This window comes from Streptomyces curacoi (genome assembly GCF_001513975.1).
Classification (GTDB): Bacteria; Actinomycetota; Actinomycetes; order Streptomycetales; family Streptomycetaceae; genus Streptomyces; species Streptomyces curacoi.
In genome coordinates this window covers 562,979-584,326 of sequence record NZ_KQ947990.1, presented here as the reverse complement: position 1 = coordinate 584,326, position 21,348 = coordinate 562,979, and the positions used below count along the sequence as shown (strand labels likewise).

The window sequence follows — 21,348 nt, the reverse complement described above, 5'->3', positions numbered from 1 at the left end:
CGGTGTGTCGGCCTCCGATTCATCCGAACCGGTGGCGGACGGCTGGCCCCATCGGGGGGTGTGCGGCCGCCCGCCCGCGTACCCTTGCGCGGGTGAACGCCACCGATCGCACCCCTGCCGACCTGCTGCGTTCCGCGCTCGCCGCGGATCCCGGACGACCCCTGGTGACCTTCTACGACGACGCCACCGGGGAACGCGTCGAATTGTCCGTGGCCACCTTCGCCAATTGGGTGGCCAAGACCGCGAATCTGCTCCAGGGCGACCTCGGGGCCGGTCCGGGTGACCGGGTCACGCTGCTGCTGCCCGCGCACTGGCAGACGGCGGTGTGGTTGCTGGCGTGTTCGTCGGTGGGCGCGATCGCGGACGTGGGCGGGGATCCGGCGGCGGCGGACGTGGTCGTGAGCGGGCCGGAGACGCTGGAGGCGGCGCGGGCGTGCCGCGGTGAGCGCGTCGCCTTGGCGCTACGGCCACTGGGGGGCCGCTTCCCGCAGCCGCCGGCCGGTTTCGCCGACTATGCCGTGGAAGTCCCGAGCCAGGGTGACCGCTTCACGCCGTATGCCCCGGTCGATCCCGAGGATCCTGCGCTCATCGTGGCCGGCCGGGAGTTCAGCGGCGCGGAGGTCGTCGAGCGCGCCCGGGCGGAGGCGACGGGGCTGGGTCTGACGGGGCCGGGTTCGCGCATCCTGTCGGCCCTGCCGTACGACACCTGGGAGGGCCTCAACGCCGGGCTGTACGCGGCCCTTGCGACCGACGGGTCGGTGGTTTTGTGCCGACACCTGGAGTCGCTGGACGAGGAGGCCCTGGCCAAGCGCATCGAAAGCGAGCGGGTGACGGCGACGGCAAGGTGACCCCGAGCACCGCCCGCTGCCGGGTTGCTCGGCGCCACGGCCGACCGGGGGTGGGTCGCGCGGCCCGGCGCTGACGGGGCACCGCCCGCGCCCACCCGTGCCGCCCCAGGCGGCACGACTGCCCGCGGCTGGGCGGACGTGGCCGGCCACCGCGTCCGGCTGCGCGTGCGCGCGACTGGACGAACGTAGGCCAGCGAACCGACCCGCGGATACGCGACTGTAGGCAGGCGACCACCTGCCAGATGCGCCAGGCACGGATGGACATATCCGCAACGGGCCCGCGTGCGCGCGGCTGAACGGACATGACCGGCCGCCCGATGCGCCACGCGCGGGTGGACGCACCCGCAGCCACCCACGAGACCGGGCCCGCGTGCGCTCGGCTGGACGCACGTAGCTCGGCGAGCCCGCGGAGCGCGGCTGAACGGACATGACCAGCCCCACGATGCGCCACGCGCGGGTGGACGCACCCGCAGCCGCCCACAGCGGCAAGGGGACGTGCCGGGGGGTGTCCGCCCGCAGTGGCCGGCGTCAAGGAACAGCACCTCCGGGCCCACCCCAGCCGCCGGTCCGAGGACGGACACCCCCCGGCGCGGCCCCGACCCCCGACGAACGAGTAGAGCGCAAGGCGCACCCCCACTCAGCCGCACAGGCCGCCGCAGGCATGGACGCACCCCCACCCAGCCCGCACAGGCACCGCAGGCACGGACGCACACCCCCACCCACCCAGCACAGGCCCCCGCAGGCACGGACACGCACCCCCACCCACCCAGCACAGGCCCCCGCAGGCATCCCCCCCGCCCAACCGCCGGAGGCACCGTCACCCGTTCGGCCCACCACCATCCACCCCCCACCCCCCATCCAGGCCATGGTCGTAACAGCAGCCCACACCACACGCAGCACGCATTGAGGGGTGGACCAGCCGTGACCCGCACCGCACGCGCGCGCAGCCTCAGGGCGGCGGCCAGCAGAAGGGGGCCCGTACGGCGGTGGGCGCGGCGTGGGGCGCTGGGTGTGGCGCTGGTGCTCATAGCCGCCGGCGGGGCCGGGTGGGCCGTCTACGCCAAGCTCGACTCCAACATCACGTCCGACCAGGCGGCCGCCGCCGAACTCGCCCGGTACGAGAGGGAGCGCCCGACCTCGCTCGTGCGGGACGCGCAGAACATCCTGCTCATCGGCTCGGACTCGCGGGCGGGCGACGGAAACCGGCGCTATGGACGCGACTCCGGCACCGAGCGCTCCGACACCGCCATCCTGCTGCACCTCTCCGCAGGCCGCCGCAGCGCCACCGCCGTATCGATACCCCGCGACCTGATGGTCGACGTACCCGGCTGCCGACGCCCCGACGGCAGCCGCAGCGAGCCGATGTTCGCCATGTTCAACCTCGCCTTCCAGGTGGGCGGTTCGGCCTGCACCGTCCGCACCGTGGAGCGGCTCACGAACGTCCGCGTCGACCATCACATGGTCGTCGACTTCCACGGCTTCAAGGAGATGGTCGACGCCCTCGACGGTGTGGAGATCTGCCTCAAGAAACCCATCAACGACAAAGCCGCCAAACTGCGCCTCCCCGCCGGAAAGGTGACGCTCAACGGCGAACAGGCCCTCGGCTATGTCCGCGCCCGCAAGTCCCTCGGCGACGGCAGCGACACCGACCGCATCGACCGCCAGCAGCGATTCCTCGCCGCGCTCGTCCACAAGGTGCAGAGCAATGACGTACTGCTGAATCCGGTCAGGCTCTACCCGGTCCTGGACGCCGCCACCTCGTCTCTCACCACCGACCCGGCCCTGGCCAGCTTGCGAGGTTTGTACGAACTCGTGCGCGGCGTGCGCGACATCCCCACCGAACGCGTGCAGTTTCTCACCGTTCCGCGGGAGTCGTACATCTACAACGCCAATCGCGACCAACTCGTGGAACCCGAGGCCGAGCGTCTCTTCGAGCGGCTGCGTCGCGACGCGCCGGTGGAAGTAGTGGATTCACCCGATACGTCCCATGGCCCCAGGCACGCTTTCTCGCACAGCAGTTCCCGTCACGGCGACGGAAAGTCCGGCACCAAGCGGCCCGACGAACCCGCCGGCCCCACTCCCCCGGCGCCCACCTTCCGCGGCAACACCGCCGCCGAGAACCCCTGCGAGTAAAACGCTCCCCAAGCAGACGAGCCCCGATTCAAAGAAATGGGGCGGATTGCCCAGTTGTAGGGACGTGGAATTTGTCACCGTCGTGGCTTGACGCTGAACTGGCCGGATAGTGTGAGCGATCCGGTGCACCCGGCCGTAGTTAGGCTTGCGCACTGTTTGACCGAGAGACCCGAGCGCCTTGGAGGGGGAAGGCGCCGCGTGGCCCCGACGGAGGATTCAGACAACCGTGGACGCGCAAGGCCGTGGGCGGGCGGACGACATCGACCCCGCAGACCAGTGGGTGCTCAATCCGACCACCGGTGAGTACGAACTGCGACTGACCCCTTCCGCACCGCAGTCGCCGGTTCCCGGACCCCGCAGAGCCGCCTCCCGGGCAGGCGCGGCATCCCGGGCCGGCGGTACGGCCGTGAGCGGCTCCGGAGGCGCGGTGCGCAACCGGACCGCGGCGCCGGGGCGCGAGACGCGTACGGCACCGGGCCGGGAGGTGCCGCCGCAGCGCAGGCGCCGGGGCGCGCCGGAGGAGCCGCCGCCGGGGCGGCGCGGTCGCCGGCCGGTGAAGCAGAAGAGCAAGGCGAAGAAGACCCTGCTGTGGACCGGCGGTGTGATGGCGTTCGTGGTGGTGGCCGCGGCCGGCGGCGCCTACCTCTATCTCCAGCACCTCAACGACAACATCACGTCCGTCTCCGACGACGGCGCGAGCACCGGTGGCTTCCAGAAGGACAAGGCCATCAACATCCTGCTGATCGGCACGGACAAGCGCACCGGCGCGGGCAACGACGGCTACGGCGACGCGGGCAGCGCCGGTCACGCGGACACCACGATCCTGCTGCACGTCTCCAAGGACCGCTCGAACGCGACGGCGCTCAGCATCCCGCGTGACCTGATCGTCGACATCCCGGACTGCCGCACCACCCAGGAGGACGGCTCCACGAAGGTCATTCCGGGCGAGAGCGGCGTCCGCTTCAACACCAGCCTCGGCCAGGAGGGCCGTACGCCCAGCTGCACCATGCGGACGGTCACCGAGCTCACCGGCGTCAAGCCGGACAACTTCATGGTCGCCGACTTCAACGCGGTGAAGACGCTGACGTCGGCGGTCGGCGGTGTCGAGGTGTGCCTGGCCAAGGACATCGACGACCCGGACTCGCACCTCAAGCTGTCGAAGGGCAAGCATGTGATCGAGGGCGAGCAGGCGCTCGCCTACGTCCGCACCCGGCACTCCGTCGGCTTCGGCGGTGACCTGAGCCGGATCGGCCTGCAGCAGCAGTTCCTCAGCGCGCTGATGCGGAAGCTGAAGTCGAACGACACGCTGACCAGCCCGACGAAGATGATCAAACTGGCCGAGGCCGGGACCGAGGCGCTCACCGTCGACGACAACCTCGACAGCATCACCAAGCTGAAGGACCTGGGCCTGGAGCTGGGCAAGCTCAACACCGAGAACCTGACCTTCACGACGGTTCCGGTGATCGACAACCCGGCCGAGAAGGTGAAGACGACCGTCGTGCTCAACGAGACGACGGCCCCGCAGGTCTTCGACATGATCAGGAACGACGTGTCGTTCACCGAGGTCAAGGAGCAGAAGAAGAAGGAGGCCGCCGCCGTGGCCGCCCGGCTGAAGGGCACCAAGGCCGACGCCTCCGAGGTGCGGGTGCAGATCCTCAACGGCGGAGCCGAGGCCGGCAGCGCGTCGGCGACGCTGCTCTGGCTGCAGAACGAGGAGGGCGTGACCAAGTCCGAGAACGCCGGCAACGCACCCAAGTCCCTGGGGAAGACGACGCTCGAGTACGCCCCGGACCAGGCGGACCAGGCACGCCGGCTCGCCGCCATCATGGGGCTGTCCGGATCGGCGATGAAGCCGGGCAAGAGCGTCACCAACGCCCAGGGGCTGCCCACGATGACGCTGACCCTGGGCAAGGACTTCAAGGGCGCCGGCGTCCCGCTCACCTCGGCCGCGGGAAAGACGCCGGAGGGCGTCCAGAAGTCCACGGCGGACAAGGTGGAGTGCGCGAAGTAGCGCCTCTACGGGCCCGTGTCACAACCGACTCACTGTGACGCGGGCCTGTTCGGGCACGGAATCACCGGCACGGGACCTCCGGAACGGACCTCCGGCACGGCATCTCTGGCACGGAATCCCCGGCACGGAATCTCCGGCGGGGAACGCAACTGTGGCGGGCACTCGTTGGTCTGACACAGGACGCGGTTGTGTCAGGCGACATCGGCCCGACACACCGCGCGGCCGTGCCGGGCGTGGATTTTGCCGACACGTGGCGAACCCGGTTCGGACCCACAGAGGTCTGACAGGGTGCGGACCGGTGTCGGACAGGGTGGCCTGACATGGTTCGCTCCGCACCGGACAGGGAGGTCCGGCGCGGAGCGAAGCCGTGTCGGCAAAGGGTGGGGAAGGGCGAGGAGTTGGCGCAGAGCAGTGTGCGGGGGGAGGTCCCCGCGGTGGAGGACACCATGTCCCTCACACCGCGGGCCGACCAGGACACGCCGGCCGACCTGGGCGGCCGGCACGGTGGCGGGGGCCGCAAAGGCGGCCGGGGAGCCGACGGCAGGCGCCGCAGGCGGCGGGTGCTGCGCTGGTCGGCGACGGTCCTGGCGGTGGTGATACTGGGCACCGCGGGTGCCGGGTATCTCTATTACCAGCACCTCAACGGCAATCTGAAGAAGGACGACCTCAACATCGGCGACGCGAAGGACCGCGCCGCCAGGACGGAGGCGAACGCGGCCGGCCAGACGCCGCTGAACATCCTGCTGATCGGTTCGGACGCGCGGGACAGCAAGGAGAACCAGAAACTCGGCGGCGCGAAGGAGACGTTCGGCGCCACGCCGCTCGCCGACGTCCAGATGCTGCTGCACGTCTCCGCGGACCGCACCAACATGTCGGTCGTCAGCATGCCGCGCGACACCCTGGTCGACATACCCAAGTGCACGGACCCGGACAGCGGGGACGTGTTCCCGGCCCTCCAGCGCGCGATGACGAACCGGTCGCTCGGCCGCGGCGGCCCGGGCTGCACGGTGGCGACATGGGAGAAGCTCACCGACATCCACATCGACCACTTCATGATGATCGACTTCTCGGGTGTGGTGTCGATGGCGGACGCGATCGGCGGAGTGCCGGTCTGTGTGGACGCCAACATCCACTCCAAGGACAGCAAGGGCCACGGCTCCGGGCTGAAGCTGGAGAAGGGCACGACGTACATCAAGGGCGAGCAGGCCCTGCAGTGGCTGCGCACCCGGTACGGCTTCGAGGACGGCAGCGACCTGGCCCGCGCCAAGGCGCAGCACATGTACATGAACTCGATGGTTCGCGAGCTGCGCAAGAACGCGAAGCTGAGCAACCCGGGCAAGCTGCGCGCCCTCGCCGAGGCGGCCACCAAGGCGCTCACCGTCGACGAGGGCCTGGGCACGGTGGCCAAGCTCTACGACCTGGCGGGCGAGCTCAAGAAAGTGCCGACCTCGCGCATCACCATGACGACGATGCCGAACGAGTACGACACGATCCAGACCGGCCGCGTGGTGCCCACCGAGGACGCGACCAAGCTGTTCCGGCTGGTGCGTGAGGACATCGCCCTCGACGGCAAGGACAAGAAGAAGTCCGCCAAGGAGACGCCCTCCGCCGAACCGGCCGCGGCGGACGACGAGATCGCCGTCCAGGTGCAGAACGGCACCCGCAGCGACACCCTCGCCGCGGTCACCGGCCGCGCGCACACGGTCGCCGAGCTGCTGGTCGACAAGGGCTTCACCCAGGCCGTGGCGGACCCCTCGGCCACACCGACCGAGGAGACGACCGTCGTCCGCTACCCGAGCGCCGACCTGGAGGGTGACGCCCAGCGGGTCGCCAAGGCCCTCGGTATCCCCACGAGCGCGGTGGAGAAGTCCACGGCCGTCTCCGGTGTCACCCTCGTCGTGGGTGCCGACTGGCGGGACGGTACGGCGCACAAGGCCCCGAAGCAGGACGACAGGACCCCGAAGACGGCGGAGGCGCTGAACGCCTCCGACACCAAGGCCTGCATGAAGGTCGACCCGGACTTCACCTGGCCGTAGCGGGCGGACCGCCCGGCGGGCTCAGTCGGTGCTGAGAACCGCCGGGCGCCGGGAGGCGATGACCTTCCTGGCGAGCGAACGCGGGCTGGTCAGGAAGCCGTAGCCCCAGGACATGTGCATGGTGGCGAGGGCGACCGGGATCTGGAGCCGGGCCTTCAGCGGCAGCCCCTTGCCGGCCGGGACCGACCCGGCGGTGATCGCCGCGAGATAGCCGCCGGGAACCAGGAAGCCCCAGGGCGTCAGGGCGGCGCCGACCACGATGCCCGCAGCTATCGCGCACACCGCCGTCGGCGGGGCGAGGTAGCGCAGGTTGATCGAGCCGGCGTGGTAGCGGGCGACGACGTGGCGCCAGCGGCCGTAGTCCTTGTACTGCTTGGCGAGGGCCTTCACGCTCGGCCTCGGGCGGTACGACACCTTCAGCTCGGGCGAGAACCAGATGAGCCCGCCGGCCTCGCGGATCCGGAAGTTGAGCTCCCAGTCCTGGGCGCGGATGAACTCCTCGTTGTAGCCGCCCTGCTGCTCCAGCGCCTCGCGCCGGAAGACGCCGAGGTAGACCGTCTCGGCCTCGCCCGCCTGGCCGCCCGTGTGGAAGGCGGCGTTGCCGACGCCGATCTTCGAGGTCATCGCGGCGGCGACGGCGCGCTCCCAGTCGTTCTCGCCCTCGGCGTGCATGATGCCGCCGACGTTCTGCGCGCCGGTCTCCTCAAGGAGCCGCACGGCGGTGGCGATGTAGTTCGGCGAGAGCATGCCGTGGCCGTCGACGCGGACGACGACCGGGTGGCGGGAGGCCTTGATCGCGGCGTTCAGGGCGGCCGGCGTGCGGCCGGTCGGGTTCGGGACGGTGTGCACCCGCTTGTTCTTGTTGGACGCAGTTTCCCGTACGAGCTCGGCGGCGATCTCGTCCGTACGGTCCGTGGACGGACCGAGGGCGATCACGACCTCCATCTCGCCGGCGTACTCCTGCGCGAGGATCGCTTGGACGGCTCCGCGCAGATGCCGCTCCTCGTTGAGTACGGGCATGATGACGGACACGGCGGGGAGCTGCACGTCGGGATTGGCGTTCATAGGGGGCTCACGTTACCGCGAACGGGGGACAGCGGTGCGCCCCGCCGGGGCCGCTGCACCGGGCAGCAGATCGTATGGGCCTACGGTGCTCACGGATCCCACGTACGGCCCCCAGGGCAAGCCCAGCGGAAGGTATCCACCCATGCCCACGCCGCCCCGCCGCTCCCCCTCCCCTCCGCAGCGCCGGCCGCAGCCGTCCCCGCGCGGGGCCCGGCCGGCCGCGCCCGTACGGCGGAAGAGGCCGCGCTGGGCCATGCGGGCGGTGACCACGCTTTCCGTCGTGGTGCTCGCCTCCGCGGGGATCGGGCACGCGGTGGTCACCAGCCTCGACGCGGAGATCGCGCGCGTGGATCCGTTCAAGGACATGAAGAACCGGCCGCGGGCCGGGCACGGGATGAACGTCCTCCTCGTCGGCACGGACGGCCGTGACCGCATCAGCGAGGAGCAGCGGCGCAAGTACCGGCTGGGCGGGGCCCCCTGTCACTGCACCGACACGATGATGATCGTGCACATCTCGGAGGACCGGGAGCGGGCGAGCGTGGTGAGCCTGCCGCGTGACTCGTACGCCGAGGTGCCCGCCGGTGCGGGACGCCCGGCACACCCCATCAAGATCAACGCGGCCTACGCGGAGGGCGGCCCGAACCTCACCGTGCGCACCGTCGAGCACATGACGCACGTCAAGATCGACCACTATCTGGAGGTCGACTTCACCAGCTTCATGAAGACGGTGGACGTGGTCGGCGGCGTGCAGATCTGCACCGCCGAGCCGCTGAAGGACTCGTACACCGGACTCGACCTGCCCGCCGGCACCCACCGGCTGATGGGCGGCGAGGCGCTGCAGTTCGTGCGCGCCAGGCATGTCGACACCGACTCCGACCTGGGCCGGATGCAGCGCCAGCAGCGTTTCATGGCGGCGCTGATCGAGCGGGCGACGTCGTCCGGGATCCTGCTGAACCCGATGCGGTTCCGGGATGTGACGCGGGCGGTGCTGGGCTCGGTGCGGGCCGACAAGGGGTTCGGGACGGGTGAGCTGCTCGACCTGGGGCGGGCGATGCGGAACTTCTCGCCGTCGTCGTCGGAGTTCACGACCGTGCCGATCAGGCAGCTGGAACACGTCGTGAAGGGGGTCGGCTCCACGGTGAAATGGGACACCGTGAAGGCCGAACGCATCTTCCGGGCGCTGCGCGAGGACCGGCCGCTGTCCGTGTACCGGCCGCGGCACCAGGCGGTCCGGGTGGAGGTCGCCCCGCAGAAGATCCACGTCCAGGTGGAGAACGGCACACATACGGATGGCCTCGGCCAGCGCGTCGACGCGGCGCTGGCGGCGACCGGGTTCCGTACGACGGGCCGGCCGGTGGATGCCGCGGACCGCTCGCTGAAGCGGACGGTCGTCGCCCACGATCCTCGCTGGGACCGCTCGGCGAAGTCGCTGGCGGCCGCGCTGCCGGGGAGCGAGCTGCGGGTGGTGAAGGGACTGGGGCCGACGCTGAAGGTGCACGTGGGGGCGGACTTCAGGCAGGTGCGGAAGGTGAAGGCGGAGGACCCGACGCAGGGCGAGTCCGTCGTGGTGCGGGGCGACGAGGCGGGGTGCTCGTAGGGGCGCGGTGGCCTTGTGGACCGGCCCTCGCGGTCATGCCACCGGGTCGCCCTGGACCAGCGCGTGCAGGTGCTGGTCGCGCCAGCCGTCGGCGTGCAGCAGGGCTCCGCGCATGGTGCCCTCGAAGGCGTACCCGGCCTTCTCCGCGACCCGGCAGGACGCCGGGTTGGCCACCGAGTGGCACAGCCGCAGCCGGTGCAGGCCGAGGTCGTCCAGGGCCCAGCGGCTGAGGCGCTTCGTGGCCTCGACCACCGCACCGGTGCCGCGTGCGGCGGGCAGCGCCCAGTAGACGATCTCGGCGCTGCCGCCGGCCAGGTCGATGTCGTTCCAGCCGATGAGCCCCATGGCCGCGCCGCCGCCCGCCCGCGCCACGGCCCAGATCGCGCCCGTCTCGGCGGGCCGACGCTCGTGCATGCGCTCGATCCGCCGCCGGGCCTCCTGCTGCGTCCCCACGGCCAGGAGGTTCCACTGCCGGACCGCCGGGTCCTGCCCGGCGGTCCGGCATCGCGTCGGCGTCGTCCGCACGCCAGGGACGCAGCTCCAGGTCCCCGGAGAGGGGCAGCACCGGTTGGGCGCTCCCGGACATCCGGCCCGCGGGGACGACGGCCGGTATGGGGGCGTGCTCGGCGTGTTGTCGATCATCGCGGCATCGTGTGACGGCGCCGGTTCGCACGACGGCGGTTATTGCTCTCGCTCCCGTGACTCCCCGTCATCACTCCAACGGCTCTCGTCACGACCGGTGACGGAACGGAGGGGCCCGTGCCCCGCGCGGCATCTGGGCGGATTGTTCGCGTCCGCCAGATGGCGCGCCGAGCCGGGCAGGCGTAGGACGGAAGGGCACGGGGCCCGCCCCGGGCCCCTCGGGTCCCAGGAGGAGCCATGACCCAGCCCGGAACCATGACGGCCATGAGCCAGGAGATGAAGGCCTGCGTCGACGCGTGCATGTCCTGCCACGCGGTCTGCGAGGAGACGATGAGCTCCTGCATGCAGATGGGCGGTCAGCCGCAGATGCAGATCATGCGGGCGCTGATGGACTGCGCCGAGACGACCCGCATGTGCGCGGACATGATGATGCGCCGCTCGCCCATGTCGGCCGAGATGTGCGCGATGTGCGCCAAGGCCTGTGAGATGTGCGCCGAGGCGTGTATGTCCATGCCGGACGACCCCCAGATGATGCGCTGCGCCGAGGCGTGTCGCCGCTGCGCCGAGGCCTGTCGCACGATGGCGGGCGCCCGCATGTGACGACCGCCGCACAGCACGGGAGGACACCCGCCGGGGTGCCCTCCCGTGCTGTCCGCGCTGCTCAGTTGCCCGAGACGGTCACCTTCTCGTCGTTCTTCAGCTGCTCCACCAGCGTCTTCACCTTGGTCTTGTCCCAGACGAGGTTGCCGCCCGAGGAGCCGGAGATCGGCATGTTCATCGACTTGCCCTCACCGCCGCTGACGCCCTTCATCGACCAGAACATGTCCGCCAGGTCGAACAGGCCCATGTCCTTGTCGACGATCAGCGAGTCCAGCCCCGCGCCCATGGTCGGGTACAGCTTGAACGGGTTGAGGATCGTGCTCGGCGTCGCCACCTGGTTGGCCAGGGCCGACAGGAACTTCTGCTGGTTCTTCGTACGGTCCAGGTCGGAGCCGGCCAGCGCGTAGCGGGTGCGGACGAAGGCGAGCGCCTCCTCGCCGTTCAGGGTCTGCTTGCCCTTCTTGAAGTCCGCGCCGGACTTGGTGTCCTTGATGTCCTGCGGGATGTCCATCTCGACACCGCCGACCGCGTCCACGATGTTCGCGAAGCCCGCGAAGCCGATCTCGACGTAGTGGTCGATGTGCAGACCGGTGTTGTACTCGACCGTGCGCACCAGCAGCTCGGGGCCGTCCTCGGCGTAGGCGGCGTTCAGCTTCACATGCCGACCGGTGCCCTTGTACGTCTTGCCGGACTCGGAGCCCACGAAGGTCGGGATCTCCACGTCGGAGTCGCGCGGCAGCGAGATCAGCGTCGGCCCGTTGTCACCGGTGTGCAGGATCATCATCGAGTCCGTGCGCTTGCCCTCGGCGGACCCGGTGTGCAGCTTCTTCTTCTCCTCGGCCGACATGCCCGCACGGCTGTCGGAGCCGACGATCAGGTAGTTCGTGCCCTCGCCCGCCTCCGGCCGGTCGATGACCTTGGACAGGTCGACCTCGCGGTTGAGCTTGGAGTCGGCCCAGAAATAGGTCCCGACGGTCGTCACGACCAGCGCGGTCACGACGGTTATCGCGGTCACCTTGATACGGCGGCGCCAGTTCGGCGCGGGACGCGGTTCGTACGTGCCGCCACCGCCGGGGCCGCCGGAGCCCCCGCCGCGGCCGGGCTGGCCGTAGACCTGCCCGGTGTTGTAGCCGCTGTCGTAGCCGTCGTCGTAACCCTGACCGTTGACGTACGACGGCTGCTGCGGGACCCCGCCGTACGCGCCCTGCCCGGGCGGTGCCGCCGGACCGCGGCGGACCTGCCGCATGACGCGCGCGCCTTCAGGCTGTGCGCTGGCGCTGCCGCGTCCGTAGCGGTTGCCGCGGTTGTCGTCGGACCATCCCTGGGGCCAGTCATTCATGCGCCCCAGTGTGCCGGGCCCGGCAGTGTTCCTTACAAGGGTCGTCGGAAAATCAGGGCACTGCTGTTGCGAACCCGACACAAATTCCCCGATTGTCAGTTCGGCATAAGGTGGAGGCCATGACAGACCAGGCCTCCGCCGCGGAAGCAGGCACTCCGGAGATCCCGGGCAAGCCGACCTCGGCATCCCGCACCACCCTCAGTCACATCATGACCCACAGCGACACCAACCTTCTGGGGACGGTGCACGGCGGCGTGATCATGAAACTGGTCGACGACGCGGCGGGAGCGGTGGCCGGACGGCACAGTGGCGGCCCCGCCGTCACCGCGTCCATGGACGAGATGGCCTTCCTGGAGCCGGTCCGCGTCGGCGACCTGGTCCATGTCAAGGCCCAGGTCAACTGGACCGGCCGGACCTCGATGGAGGTCGGCGTACGGGTCCTGGCCGAGCGCTGGAACGAGTCGACACCGCCCACCCAGGTCGGCTCGGCGTACCTGGTGTTCGCGGCGGTGGACGCCGACGGCAAGCCGCGCGCGGTGCCGCCGGTGCTCCCGGAGACCGAGCGCGACAAGCGGCGGTACCAGGAGGCACAGATCCGCCGCACCCACCGGCTGGCCCGCCGCCGCGCGATCATGGAACTGCGGGAGAAGCGGGCGGCGCAGGGGTACGAGGACTGAGCCCGGACGCGCCCGCACTCCGCGCACACGCACGACAACAGCCCCCGGCGCATGCCGGGGGCTGTGTCTTCCGCGCTGGTCAGCAGCCGTTGCCAGGCGTCAGGCGTCAGGCGTCAGGCGTCAGGGGAGGTTCCTGGCCATCACGATCCGCTGGACCTGGTTCGTGCCCTCGTAGATCTGCGTGATCTTGGCGTCCCGCATCATGCGCTCGACCGGGTAGTCACGGGTGTAGCCGTACCCGCCGAGGAGCTGGACGGCGTCCGTGGTCACCTCCATCGCCACGTCCGAGGCGAAGCACTTGGCGGCGGCGCCCTGGTAGGTGAGGTCGGCGTCGCCGCGCTCGGAGGCGGCGGCGGCCTGGTAGGTCAGGGCGCGGGCGGCCGAGATCTTCATGGCCATGTCGGCCAGCATGAACTGGATGCCCTGGAAGTCGGCGATCGGCTTGCCGAACTGCTTGCGCTCCTGGACATAGCCCTTGGCGTAGTCGAGGGCGCCCTGAGCGATGCCGAGGGCCTGGGCGGCGATGGTGATGCGGGTGTGGTCGAGGGTCTTCATCGCCGTGGCGAAGCCGGTGCCCTCCTCGCCGATCATGCGGTCCGCCGGGATGCGAACGTTGTCCAGGTAGACCTCGCGGGTCGGGGAGCCCTTGATGCCGAGCTTCTTCTCGGGGGCGCCGAAGGAGACGCCCTCGTCCGACTTCTCGACGACGAAGGCCGATATGCCCTTCGAGCGCTTCGTCGGGTCCGTGACCGCCATCACCGTGTAGTAGTCGGAGACGCCCGCGTTGGTGATCCAGCGCTTCACGCCGTTCAGGACGTAGTGGTCGCCGTCGCGGACGGCCTTCGTCTTCATGCCGGCCGCGTCCGAGCCGGCGTCGGGCTCGGAAAGGCAGTACGAGAACATGCCGTCGCCCTTGGCGAGCGGCGTCATGTACTTCTTCTTCAGGTCCTCGGAGCCGGAGAGGATCACCGGGAGCGAGCCCAGCTTGTTCACCGCGGGGATGAGGGAGGAGCTCGCGCAGACGCGGGCCACCTCCTCGATCACGATGACCGTCGCCAGCGCGTCGGCGCCCGCACCGCCGTACTCCTCGGGTACGTGCACCGCGTGCAGGTCGTTCGCGACGAGAGCCTCCAGCGCCTCCTGCGGGAAGCGGGCCTCCTCGTCCACCGCTGCGGCGTACGGCGCGATCTTCGCCTCGGCCAGCGAACGGATGGCGTCACGGAGCATGTCGTGCTCCTCGGACGGGCGGTACAGGTCGAAGTCAGCCGATCCGGCCAAGGTCTCTCACGCTCCAAGGACGCTGTATGTCTAAGTGCGATGCTGGCGCTAATTACCGTTAAGTAACTCAAATTTTAGAGGCCCGCCCACACGACTGATACGTGAGCTTGGCGACAGCGGGAAAGTTGCCCGCGGAACAGCCCGACTATGCTCGGGCCCGCATCACCGCCGTACCCCCGCAGACCTCTGGAGCACCCCATGCCCCTCAAGATCACCGTGATCGGCACCGGTTATCTCGGCGCTACGCACGCCGCGGCCATGGCCGAACTCGGCTTCGAGGTGCTGGGCCTGGACGTGGTGCCCGAGAAGATCGAGATGCTCGGCCGGGGCCAGGTCCCGATGTTCGAGCCGGGGCTGGAGGAGCTGCTGCGCAAGCACGTCGCCGGGATCGAGGGGTCCACCGGGCGGCTGCGCTTCACGATGGACTGGGCGGAGGTCGCCGAGTTCGGCGATGTGCACTTCGTCTGCGTGAACACCCCGCAGAAGCACGGGGAGTACGCGTGCGACATGAGTTACGTCGACACGGCCGTGGAGTCGCTCGCCAAGCATCTGCGCAAGCCCTGCCTGGTGGTCGGCAAGTCGACGGTGCCGGTGGGCAGCGCGGACCGGCTCGCGGCCCGCATCCTGGAACTCGCCCCGGGCGGCGGCGAGGTGGAGCTCGCCTGGAACCCGGAGTTCCTGCGCGAGGGCTTCGCCGTGCAGGACACGCTGCACCCGGACCGGATCGTGGTCGGCGTGCGCAGCGAGCGGGCCGAGAAGCTGCTGCGCGAGGTGTACGCGACGCCGATCGCCGAGGGCTCCCCCTTCGTCGTCACCGACTTCCCCACGTCCGAGCTGGTGAAGACCTCCGCCAACTCCTTCCTCGCCACCAAGATCTCCTTCATCAACGCGATGGCGGAGGTGTGCGAGGCCGCCGGCGGCGATGTCGCCAAGCTGGCCGAGGCCATCGGGTACGACGACCGGATCGGGAAGAAGTTCCTGCGGGCCGGGATCGGGTTCGGCGGCGGCTGTCTGCCCAAGGACATCCGTGCCTTCATGGCCCGCGCCGGTGAACTGGGCGCCGACCAGGCGCTGACCTTCCTGCGCGAGATCGACTCGATCAACATGCGCCAGCGCGGCCAGATGGTGGAGCTCGCCCGGCAGGCGCTGGGCGGCGGACCCTTCCTGGGCAAGCGGGTCGCCGTGCTCGGCGCCACCTTCAAGCCCGACTCGGACGACGTACGGGACTCGCCCGCGCTGAACGTGGCCGGCCAGATCCACCTCCAGGGCGGCCAGGTCACGGTGTACGACCCCAAGGGCATGGACAACGCCCGCCGGCTCTTCCCGACCCTCGGCTACGCCGACAGCGCGACCGAGGCCACGCGGGGCGCCGATGTCGTACTCCACCTGACGGAGTGGCGGGAATTCCGTGAGCTGGATCCGGCGGCGCTCGGGGAGGTCGCCGCGGCCCGGGTCATCCTGGACGGCCGCAACGCGCTCGACCCGGAACTGTGGCGGGAGGCCGGCTGGACCTACCGGGCGATGGGACGGCCGACGGCTTAGACCGGCTGGAACGAGGGGGCCTGGGCCGGGGTACGGGCCTGGGCCACCCGAGAGGGATGAGGCCCGGGCCGGGATACGGTCCCGGGCCACCCGAGAGGATGAGGCCCGGGCCGGGACACGGGCTTGGGGCCGCCGGAACAAGGGGCCCTGGTCCGGGACACGAGGCCGGGGCCACCCTGAGGGAGAGGGCCTGGTCTGGGACACAGGCCCGGGGCCGCCGGAAAAAAGGACCCCTGGTCCGGAACACGCGGCCTGGGCCACCTGAAGGAGAGGGCCTGGTCTGGGACACAGGCCCGGGGCCGCCGGAAAAGGACCCCTGGGCCGGGACACGAGGCCGGGTCGCCGGAAAAAAGGACCCCTGGTCTGGGACACCGAAGCCTGGGCCACCCGCAACAAGAGGGCTGGCCCGAGATACGGGCCTGGGCCGCTCCCGTACGCCGGGTGACGCCGTTTCGGCCGAGGCTCAGTCGGCCGAAACGGCGTCTTTTCGCATTCTGCCTCACCCGGCCCGTCCAGCGCCGGGTGAATCTTCAACTACCTTTCGAAAAGCTCACTTGGCCCGGTAGCGCCGCATCTTCGCGCGCGCCCCGCACACCTGCATGGAGCACCAGCGACCGCGCCCCGCCGGGCTGCGGTCGTAGTACGCCCAGTGGCAGTCGGCGGCCTCGCAGGCCTTGAGCCGGGTCCAGGTGCCCTCGACGAGGGCCTGGGCGATCGCCGCCGCCACCCGGGACAGCAGCGGGCCCTCGTCGGCGGCGGCGAGGGCGGCCGAGCCGTCGCCGGTGTCGACCGTGACGAGCAGCGGACCCGCCGTCAGCAGCTGCCCCAACGGCGTCACCTCGCGGTGCGGCGGATGGCCCGCGTGCGCGAGGAGGGCGACCCGCAGGGACTCCCGCAGTTCCCGCGCCCCCGGCACGTCCTCCTCGTCCAGCCCGAAGCGCGCCCGGCCCTGCGCCGTGTCCAGCGAGTCGGCGCCCGACTCGATGTCCAGCGTGTTGACCAGGGACTGGACCAGCTCCAGGCCCCCGGGGGCGGGCGATCTCTCACTCATGGCTGCACGCTACCTCCCGGCCTTCGAATCCCCTTGCGAGGTTACCGGCATTGCGGGAGCATGAGGTAACGGTTACTGGTTACCCGCTTCTACAGGTAACCACTGCTTCGAGGAGGAAGTCATGGCCATCGCCGAACTGGGCGCCGTCGTCCTGGACTGTCCCGACCCCCGCTCCCTCGCCGACTTCTACGCGCGCGTGCTCGGCGGCAGCGTCGAGGGCGAAGGGGACTGGATCGATCTGAAGGTGCCCGGCGGGCGGGCGCTGGCCTTCCAGGCCGCCCCCGGGTTCGTACCGCCGAAGTGGCCCGCGCCCGACCACTCGCAGCAGTTCCATCTGGACCTCACCGTCGAGGACCTGGACGCGGCCGAGAAGGAGGTGCTGGCGCTGGGGGCGAAGCCGCTGGACACCGAGGACCGCGCGCGGACCTTCCGGGTCTACGCGGATCCGGCCGGGCATCCGTTCTGCCTGTGCGCCTGCTGAGCACGCCGCGCTCCGCCGGGAGGATCCCAGGGCAGCCGTTCCGCCCCTGCCGGATCGAGCCCCCGGGACAGCCGGCCGTCACCCGTCCAGCTCGGTGATCTTCACCGTCGACGGCTCCCGGCGCCGCTGGGCCTCCCGGGCCGTGAAGTCGGCCTCGCGCAGGACGCGCTGGACGTTCTCCCAGGTCAGCAGGGCGATGTCGGTCTCGGGCCAGCCTCGGCGCAGCAGTTCGGCGACGAGACGGGGGTAGCCGGAGGCATCGGTGAGGCCCCGTGGATGGGCGGTGCCGGCGTCGTAGGCGCCGGACAGGCCGACGCACTCGGGGCCCGCGACCTCACGGACATGGTCGAGGTGGTCGGCGACGTCCCGGACGGACGGGCCGGTCTGTTCCGCGGTGAGCGGCACCATGCACAGGCCCTTGGCGGCGCCCAGCGCTGCGAGCAGGTCGTCGGGGAGGTTGGCCGGGTGGGCTCGCAGGGCGTGTGCGGCGGAGCGGGCGCACAGGACGGGGGCCTTGGAGACCGCGCACGCGTGGCGCACGGTCTCCGCGGAGGCGCCCGAGAGGTCGGCCAGCACGCCCACGCGGTTCATCTCCCGCAGGACCTCCTCCCCGAAGCGGGTCAGCCCTGCCTCGCTCGCCCAGGACACACCGGACAGGGTGAGCGCGCGCAGCCCGAGCTCGCGCAGGGAGCGCAGGACGCCGAGCGAGTCGCCGAGGGCGGCGGCGCTCGCGGGGCCGGGCAGCACGGCGATACGGCCGAAGTGGCGGACGTCGGTGATCGGCCCGGCGGCGCAGGCGAGGCGCAGGCCCTCGGGGTGGGCCCGTACGACGGTCTTCACCAGGTCCAACTGGTCCAGCGTGGCCCCGACGGCCTGCTCCCCGGTCGGTTCCTCGGGCAGGTGCAGCGCCCAGAACAGCGCGCCGACATGGCCTTCGCGCATCCGCGGCACGTCCGTGTCCACGGTGCCCTCGCCGAGTTCCAGGTCGAACGAGGGCCGCTGGCGCAGCGCCCACGGCAGTCCGCTGTAGCCGTCGGCGACGGGGTGGGCGTCGAGGAGGGCATGGGCGCGGTCGAGCAGGCCGGCCTCGGAGTCCTCGGCCGGCCCGGTGACGGGTTCGGACGGCTCCCCGGGGAGGGGGGCAGGCAGGTCATCGAGCTCGCCGACCTCGGGGCTGGTGTCCAGTTCGTCCTTGAGGTCTGCCATGGCGGTCTCCGTACGTGATCGGCGTCCAATCAGCAGTACGGTTCACCGTCGCACGGACCCGCAGGGCCTTCCTGGTGGGTGGGGCGTTCGGGGGTAAGGGGCCGGTGCTCAGCGCTCCCGGGCCGCCTCGATCACCTCGTCCAGGGTGTCCCGGGAGCGGACGAGGTCGGCGATCATGCGGTCGATGCGGTCGCGCTCGGCGGTGAGGTCCTCGACCAGGCGGGGCGTGGCGGTGGCGGAGGGACCGCCGTCGGCGTCCCGCATGCACGGCAGCAGCTGGGCGATCCTGCTGCTGTGCAGCCCGGCGGCGAACAGTTCCTGGATCCGGACGACGCGGTCGACGGCCGCCTCGGGGTAGTCGCGGTGCCCGCCGGGGGTGCGCTCGGCGCGCAGCAGCCCCTGGGTCTCGTAGTAGCGCAGCGACCGCTCGCTCACGCCGGTGCGCCGGGCCAGTTCACCGATGCGCATGCCGCGCCCCCTTGGTCCATCCGGTCGGTCCGGGGTTGAATCTGACACTGATGTCAGGTTCTAGCGTACGGCCATGAGGCAGACGCCGGACTTCCTGACACCGGCCCGACTGGGCCGACTCGACCTTCCCCACCACCTCGTGATGGCGCCCCTGACCCTCCCCCACGCTCGAATCCGCTCGCGCGGGGGGGACCCCCATCGCGCAGAAGCCGACGGCACCCCCACCGACCTGATGGTCACGCACTATGCCCAGCGCGCCACCGCCGGCCTGATCATCGGCGAGGCCTCCACGCCGAACGCGGTCGGGCAGACGTATCCGAACATCACCGCGACGCACCGACCGGCACATGGCCGGATGGCGGCGGGTGACCGAGGCCGTGCGGGCACGCGGCGGGCGGATGTTCCTTCAGCTCCAGCACGGCGGGCGGGTCAGCCATCCGGCGACCACCGGCCGACCACCGGTCGCGCCCTCGCCCGTGCCGCTGCCGGAGACGATCTTCACTCCGCGCGGTCACCAGCCGGCCGTCGTTCCCCGGGAGATGCCCCCGGACGACATCCGGGCCACCGTCGCCGACTTCGCCGCGGCGGCCCGGCGGGCGGTCGAGGCGGGCTTCGAGGGCGTCGAGGTGCACTCGGCCAACGGTCATCTGCTGCACCAGTTCCTCGCCGGGAACACCAACCGCAGGACGGACGGATACGGCGGGCCGGTGGAGCGGCGGGTGCGGTTCACGGCGGAGGTGACCGAGGCGGTGGCCGACGCGATCGGCGCCGACCGGGTGGGCGTGCGGATCTCGCCGGGGAACACCGTCAACGGCATCGAGGAGGACGACACCGACGTCCTCTACCCGGCGCTGGTGGCCCGCCTGAGCCACCTCGACCTGGCCTATCTTCACCTCGTGCACGCCGACCCGGACACGGCGGTGTACCGAAGGATCCGCGCCGACTGGCCCGGTGTCCTGATCGGCAACCCGGTCCTGCCCGGCCTCACCACCGAGGCCGTCACGCGGGCCGCCACGGACATGCCGGCCGCCGGCGCCGACCTGGTCGCCCTCGGCCGGCCGTTCCTCGCCAACCCTGACCTGGTCACCCGGCTGCGCCTCGGGGCGCCGCTCAACCCGGTGCGGGACCGGTACCTGATGTACACGGGCGGGGCGACCGGCTACACCGACTACCCCGCCCTCGGCGGTCAGCCGTCCAGTTCCTCGATGGTCGCGTTGGACGGGCCGCGCGTCGCCTGAAGGTCGCGGGCCACATCCTCCGCCGCGCCCAGCACCCGTACGGCGTTCTGCCAGGTCAGCTTGGCCAGGTCGGTCCTCGACCAGCCGCGGTCCAGCAGCTCGGCGATCAGGTTGGGGTAGCCGGAGACGTCGTTCAAGCCGTCGGGGGTGAACGCGGTGCCGTCGTAGTCGCCGCCGATGCCGAGGTGGTCGATGCCGGCGACCTCGCGCATGTGGTCCAGATGGTCCGCGACCGTGGACACGGTGGCGACCGGGCGCGGGTTGCTCTCCTCGAAGGCGCGGTGCACCTTCATCGCCTCGGCGGTGGTGTCGAGGTGGTGGAAGCCGTGGGCGCGCATGTTCTCGTCGGCCGCGGCCGTCCAGTCGACGGCCGCCTGGAGCACGAACTTCGGCACGAAGGTGACCATCGCGATGCCACCGTTGCCGGGGAGGCGCTCCAGCACGTCGTCGGGGATGTTGCGGGGGTGGTCGCACACCGCGCGGGAGGAGGAGTGGGAGAAGACCACCGGGGCGACGGAGGTGTCCAGCGCGTCGCGCATCGTCGTGGCCGCCACGTGCGAGAGGTCGACCAGCATGCCCTCGCGGTTCATCTCCCGGACCACCTCGCGGCCGAAGGCCGTGAGGCCGCCCGCCCGGGGCTCGTCCGTGGCGGAGTCGGCCCACGCGATGTTGTCGTTGTGGGTGAGGGTCATGTAGCGGACACCGAGCGCGTACAACGCGCGTAGCGTCGCGAGCGAGTCGGCGATGGAGTGGCCGCCCTCGGCGCCCATGAGGGAGGCGATACGGCCCTCCGCGCGCGCCGCCTCCATGTCGGCGGCGGTCAGCGCCGGGCGCAGGTCGGCCGGGTAGCGGGCCAGCAGCTGCCGTACGCAGTCGATCTGTTCGAGGGTGGCGCTGACCGCCGTGTCCCCGGCGTAGTCGGAGCGGACGTACACCGACCAGAACTGCGCGCCGACGCCGCCCTCGCGCAGGCGGGGGATGTCGGTGTGCAGATGGGCGCCCTGGTGGGTGGCGATGTCGCGGGCGTCGAGGTCGTAGCGGACCTGTTCGCGCAGCGCCCAGGGGAGGTCGTTGTGACCGTCGACGACCGGGAACTCCCGCAGGAGTTCCCGGGCGGCCTCCAGGGAGGTCATGTC

General features: G+C 71.0%; 17 protein-coding genes and 1 pseudogene. 10 read left to right on the top strand and 8 right to left on the bottom strand.

Annotated features, from left to right (window positions below; translation table 11 throughout):
- The first annotated feature begins 92 nt into the window (after positions 1 to 92).
- From AQI70_RS25800 to AQI70_RS25785, 4 genes are all read left to right on the top strand, one after another.
- Positions 93 to 848: a TIGR03089 family protein gene (locus tag AQI70_RS25800; protein WP_062154051.1), complete on the top strand. Its 756-nt coding sequence runs from the start codon at positions 93 to 95 to the stop codon at positions 846 to 848.
- A gap of 921 nt (positions 849 to 1,769) precedes the next feature.
- Entirely contained in the window at positions 1,770 to 2,981 is a 1,212-nt protein-coding gene (locus AQI70_RS25795) for an LCP family protein (RefSeq protein ID WP_079051478.1), read from the top strand.
- Between the two features lie 226 nt (positions 2,982 to 3,207).
- Positions 3,208 to 4,992, top strand: a complete 1,785-nt coding sequence (locus AQI70_RS25790) for an LCP family protein (protein ID WP_079051477.1) — start codon at positions 3,208 to 3,210, stop codon at positions 4,990 to 4,992.
- 446 nt (positions 4,993 to 5,438) lie between these two features.
- Positions 5,439 to 7,028, top strand: coding sequence for an LCP family protein (locus tag AQI70_RS25785; protein ID WP_062154172.1), 1,590 nt, complete (start codon positions 5,439 to 5,441; stop codon positions 7,026 to 7,028).
- Positions 7,029 to 7,049: 21 nt separating this feature from the next.
- Here the strand turns inward: AQI70_RS25785 and AQI70_RS25780 are convergent, their stop codons facing one another.
- On the bottom strand, positions 7,050 to 8,093 hold the full coding sequence (locus tag AQI70_RS25780) for a glycosyltransferase family 2 protein (protein ID WP_062154047.1): 1,044 nt from the start codon (positions 8,091 to 8,093) through the stop codon (positions 7,050 to 7,052).
- A gap of 142 nt (positions 8,094 to 8,235) precedes the next feature.
- Here AQI70_RS25780 and AQI70_RS25775 point away from each other — a divergent pair, with 142 nt between their 5' ends.
- Complete coding sequence (locus AQI70_RS25775; protein WP_079051476.1) at positions 8,236 to 9,690, top strand: LCP family protein; 1,455 nt, start codon at positions 8,236 to 8,238, stop codon at positions 9,688 to 9,690.
- Positions 9,691 to 9,723: 33 nt separating this feature from the next.
- On the opposite strand, the gene AQI70_RS25770 is transcribed toward AQI70_RS25775, so the two are convergent.
- Positions 9,724 to 10,143 (bottom strand): GNAT family N-acetyltransferase, encoded by a 420-nt coding sequence (locus tag AQI70_RS25770; protein WP_341845966.1) that lies wholly within the window; start codon positions 10,141 to 10,143, stop codon positions 9,724 to 9,726.
- Positions 10,144 to 10,569: 426 nt separating this feature from the next.
- Between AQI70_RS25770 and AQI70_RS25765 the strand changes: the two genes are divergently transcribed.
- The gene (locus AQI70_RS25765) at positions 10,570 to 10,932 is read left to right on the top strand and encodes a four-helix bundle copper-binding protein (RefSeq protein ID WP_062154043.1); all 363 of its coding nucleotides are present in this window, start codon (positions 10,570 to 10,572) and stop codon (positions 10,930 to 10,932) included.
- A 61-nt stretch (positions 10,933 to 10,993) separates the two neighbouring features.
- Here the strand turns inward: AQI70_RS25765 and AQI70_RS25760 are convergent, their stop codons facing one another.
- On the bottom strand, positions 10,994 to 12,271 hold the full coding sequence (locus AQI70_RS25760) for an LCP family protein (RefSeq protein ID WP_062154041.1): 1,278 nt from the start codon (positions 12,269 to 12,271) through the stop codon (positions 10,994 to 10,996).
- A 119-nt stretch (positions 12,272 to 12,390) separates the two neighbouring features.
- Between AQI70_RS25760 and AQI70_RS25755 the strand changes: the two genes are divergently transcribed.
- Positions 12,391 to 12,948: an acyl-CoA thioesterase gene (locus AQI70_RS25755; protein ID WP_037888310.1), complete on the top strand. Its 558-nt coding sequence runs from the start codon at positions 12,391 to 12,393 to the stop codon at positions 12,946 to 12,948.
- A gap of 120 nt (positions 12,949 to 13,068) precedes the next feature.
- Here the strand turns inward: AQI70_RS25755 and AQI70_RS25750 are convergent, their stop codons facing one another.
- The gene (locus AQI70_RS25750; RefSeq protein ID WP_004000698.1) at positions 13,069 to 14,226 is read right to left on the bottom strand and encodes an acyl-CoA dehydrogenase; all 1,158 of its coding nucleotides are present in this window, start codon (positions 14,224 to 14,226) and stop codon (positions 13,069 to 13,071) included.
- 198 nt (positions 14,227 to 14,424) lie between these two features.
- Between AQI70_RS25750 and AQI70_RS25745 the strand changes: the two genes are divergently transcribed.
- Complete coding sequence (locus AQI70_RS25745; protein WP_062154039.1) at positions 14,425 to 15,768, top strand: UDP-glucose dehydrogenase family protein; 1,344 nt, start codon at positions 14,425 to 14,427, stop codon at positions 15,766 to 15,768.
- Between the two features lie 550 nt (positions 15,769 to 16,318).
- Here AQI70_RS25745 and AQI70_RS25740 read toward each other — a convergent pair.
- Positions 16,319 to 16,819, bottom strand: coding sequence for a CGNR zinc finger domain-containing protein (locus tag AQI70_RS25740; RefSeq protein WP_062154037.1), 501 nt, complete (start codon positions 16,817 to 16,819; stop codon positions 16,319 to 16,321).
- Between the two features lie 121 nt (positions 16,820 to 16,940).
- Here AQI70_RS25740 and AQI70_RS25735 point away from each other — a divergent pair, with 121 nt between their 5' ends.
- Positions 16,941 to 17,300 carry a VOC family protein gene (locus AQI70_RS25735; RefSeq protein ID WP_062154035.1) on the top strand — a complete coding sequence of 120 codons (360 nt, stop codon included), beginning with the start codon at positions 16,941 to 16,943 and terminating at the stop codon, positions 17,298 to 17,300.
- 78 nt (positions 17,301 to 17,378) lie between these two features.
- Here the strand turns inward: AQI70_RS25735 and AQI70_RS25730 are convergent, their stop codons facing one another.
- The gene (locus AQI70_RS25730; RefSeq protein WP_062154033.1) at positions 17,379 to 18,506 is read right to left on the bottom strand and encodes a dipeptidase; all 1,128 of its coding nucleotides are present in this window, start codon (positions 18,504 to 18,506) and stop codon (positions 17,379 to 17,381) included.
- A 108-nt stretch (positions 18,507 to 18,614) separates the two neighbouring features.
- Positions 18,615 to 18,974: a MerR family transcriptional regulator gene (locus AQI70_RS25725; protein ID WP_062154030.1), complete on the bottom strand. Its 360-nt coding sequence runs from the start codon at positions 18,972 to 18,974 to the stop codon at positions 18,615 to 18,617.
- Between the two features lie 73 nt (positions 18,975 to 19,047).
- On the opposite strand from AQI70_RS25725, the pseudogene AQI70_RS25720 reads away from it, so the two are divergent.
- Positions 19,048 to 20,212, top strand: a pseudogene (locus tag AQI70_RS25720) (alkene reductase).
- On the opposite strand, the gene AQI70_RS25715 reads toward AQI70_RS25720, so the two are convergent.
- Positions 20,161 to 21,345: a dipeptidase gene (locus AQI70_RS25715; protein WP_062154028.1), complete on the bottom strand. Its 1,185-nt coding sequence runs from the start codon at positions 21,343 to 21,345 to the stop codon at positions 20,161 to 20,163. The pseudogene AQI70_RS25720 and the gene AQI70_RS25715 sit on opposite strands and share 52 nt — an antisense overlap.
- Positions 21,346 to 21,348 lie beyond the last annotated feature (3 nt).